Here is a 2,910-nt window from a genome sequence, read left to right as displayed (position 1 = left end):
AGTCGGACTAAGGCGCGCATCGGCTGACGAACAGGACGCCAACTTGTCATGATTTAACCATGAATCATGACAAATTAACTAGCACAATGCGTAGTATAACTTAACCATGACTCACTCAATATTAAGCGCACGCATCTCCTTGAGAATAAACTGTAATGACTGACCCAAGTGTTCTCGAATGACCAAGCTAATCTGAACTTCATCTTGATTGACCATTGCATTATAAATACGCCAATGCTCTTGTAACGCTAATGCTCGGCGTTCAACAGACATAATTGAGATGTCTCGGAAATAAACTAAATAGGTTTGTAGTTTATAAATCGTTCTCACCAGGTGGGGCATCTCACAGTGATTATAAATAAATTGGTTAAAATCCGTAAAGTAGCTCACGACCGTTGTATCCGGGCTTTGATTCAGCTCCCTTTCAGTTCGCTCCAACAATGCCCTCAGCGTTTCAAAGTCTGCCGGCGTCATCCGCACCATTGCCTTGCGAGTCGCAAGCGTATCTAGCTCCTTACGAATATCAAAGATTTCATACGCATCCTTCAGCGTTACTCCAATTACGATCGTGCTATTTCCAGGCGTTCTTCGTACCAGCGCCTCACTTGCTAACTGATCCAGCGCATAGCGAACGGGAGTCCGGCTTACATTCAAGGCAACGGCGACTTGTTGCTCATTGATTCGGGTTCCCGCCGGAATATCACCCAGAATAATCGTTTTACGAAATGCACTTAATAACGATTTCTTTAAAGGTTGGTTTTTGGATAAATTCAAATTTTTTGTCACGGCCTTTACAACGTCATCCATTGTCATCACTCCCATTCGCATTAATTATAACAGATAATGTAACCGCATCCATCCGCCTAAAACGAGGATATTTTACCAGTGAATGACACGTCATTGCAAAAAAGCGTGGTCACGATCAGCGCGCCACGCCCTTCACAAGATTATTTGGTTGCGAAATCTACGGTGATATTTTGAATCGGAACATCATAGAACCGGTCCTCGCGCCGACCCAGAAAATCCCGTCCCTGATCTGGGAATAAGCCATAAATCAGCACATCTTCCACAGAATGGGCGTAGTCGCCAATCGCTGTTTCAAATTGCTTGAATTGCGGTGCAATATGATCAGCCGGCCGACTGGTGATTGGCTGTTCATCCCCAATTATTTTCTGAACAAGACTAGTGGCAATCGGTACTGGTGGCCGCCCGTACTGACCACGAACATAGTCCTTGATTTCATTAGGTATCAGCTTGTAGCGTTCGCCGCTCATCACGTTCATCAAGGCTTGAGTCCCTACCATCTGCGATAATGGCGTGACTAATGGCGGGTAGCCTAAGTCCGCGCGTACCTTAGGAACTTCATTCAAGACTTGTTCATATAGCGCTTCTTGACCCTGATCTTTTAATTGCGCTAGCAGATTGGATAGCATTCCTCCAGGCACTTGATACCGCAATGACTTTGGTTGAACGTCCATCACCTTGGGATTCAGGCCACCATCATGCCGAAAACGATCCCGAATCGGCGCAAAGTATTCCGCAATCTCCGCAGCTAGTGTTGCATCAACGGTCACATCGTAGCCTAAATCTCGCAATGCGACGAGCATCGACTCGGTGGCAGGCTGACTGGTCCCGCCCGCAAAAGGCGAACTCGCCGTATCAATAATATCCGCACCGGCTTCGACTGCCTTAATATAGGTCATATCCGCGATCCCACTGGTGGCATGGGTGTGAATTTCAATCGGAATATTCAGTGACGCCTTCAGTTCACTAACTAAGTCATAAGCACGTTGCGGTGTTAAAATCCCCGCCATATCCTTAATACACAGCGAGTCCGCCCCCATGATCTCCATCTCTTTTGCGAGTTGGACATAGTACGGAATCGTGTGGAAATCGCTGGTCGTATACGAAATCGTCATTTGTGCGTGCCCACCGTACTTTTTAATGGCCTTCAAGGCAGTTTTTAAATTACGGGTATCATTCAACGCATCAAACATTCGAATGATGTCAATCCCATTACTAATCGACTTCTCGACGAATTTCTCAACAACATCGTCCGCGTAGTTCTTGTACCCCAAGATGTTTTGCCCACGCAACAACATCTGCAGCGGCGTATTCGGTGCATGCTGTCGAATCTGTCGTAATCGTTCCCACGGATCCTCATTTAAGTATCGCAAACACGTATCAAATGTGGCACCACCCCACACTTCTAGTGCATGATACCCTGCGCGATCTAGCTTCTCCAGAATTGGCAACATGTCATCAATCGGCATCCGCGTCGCAATCAAGCTCTGCTGCCCATCTCGTAAAACAGTCTCAGTGATTCCTACCGTTTTTTATTCAAACCTCACGCCACCCTTCAGCAATAATATCATCAACAACTGCCTGCATTACGGTCAAACCATGTCGGCGGGAACGACTGCAGATTTTCGCATTACCGTCACAGATCAAGCATCGACGCTGCGGCAGTCCTAACTGCTGTCGATGCACTGGCATAATTTGACCATCAACCCGTCGTAACACATCGAAATCACAAAGTTGTCCAAACCTGGTCTGCTCTTCAAATAGGACTAAATCATGCTTAACACGCTCTGCTGGCTGATTCACCAGCACATAAAATTCAAAGCCAGTCCGCCGATGAAAGCTGGCCATATCAAGAATTGCACCCTCGTACTGGTGCATAATGCCCTGTGCGACGGCCTGATATTTAGCGGTTAAGTGGCTGCCCGTCTTAATTGGGCCGGGGATGCGCGTCGATGACCAGATCAAGGTTGCCGCTGTGGTAGCCGTCAAAATTTTAGCTTGTTGCGCCGCGCGCCACTCTCTCGTTTGTAGAACCTCTGTCAGCAATACTTGCGGCCCATCTAGATTAACCCAATGCTCACCCATTTCGTGTCACATCCCTTAGAA

3 protein-coding genes are annotated in these 2,910 nt (G+C 47.2%); all 3 read right to left on the bottom strand.

Going from position 1 to position 2,910, the window contains the following annotated elements; all coding sequences use genetic code 11:
- Positions 1-111 precede the first annotated feature (111 nt).
- On the bottom strand, positions 112-807 hold the full coding sequence (locus KGF70_RS16670; RefSeq protein ID WP_105919944.1) for a GntR family transcriptional regulator: 696 nt from the start codon (positions 805-807) through the stop codon (positions 112-114).
- 140 nt (positions 808-947) lie between these two features.
- A complete protein-coding gene (locus tag KGF70_RS16665; RefSeq protein WP_216769645.1) occupies positions 948-2,324 on the bottom strand; it encodes an oxaloacetate decarboxylase subunit alpha in 1,377 nt (458 codons plus the stop codon).
- A 16-nt stretch (positions 2,325-2,340) separates the two neighbouring features.
- Positions 2,341-2,889, bottom strand: a complete 549-nt coding sequence (gene citX, locus KGF70_RS16660) for a citrate lyase holo-[acyl-carrier protein] synthase (RefSeq protein ID WP_105919942.1) — start codon at positions 2,887-2,889, stop codon at positions 2,341-2,343.
- Positions 2,890-2,910: the final 21 nt, after the last annotated feature.

Origin of the sequence: Lactiplantibacillus sp. 7.2.4 (assembly GCF_018991185.1) — a bacterium.
GTDB classification, from domain to species: domain Bacteria; phylum Bacillota; class Bacilli; order Lactobacillales; family Lactobacillaceae; genus Lactiplantibacillus; species Lactiplantibacillus pentosus.
This window is presented reverse-complemented; position numbering and strand designations above follow the sequence as displayed.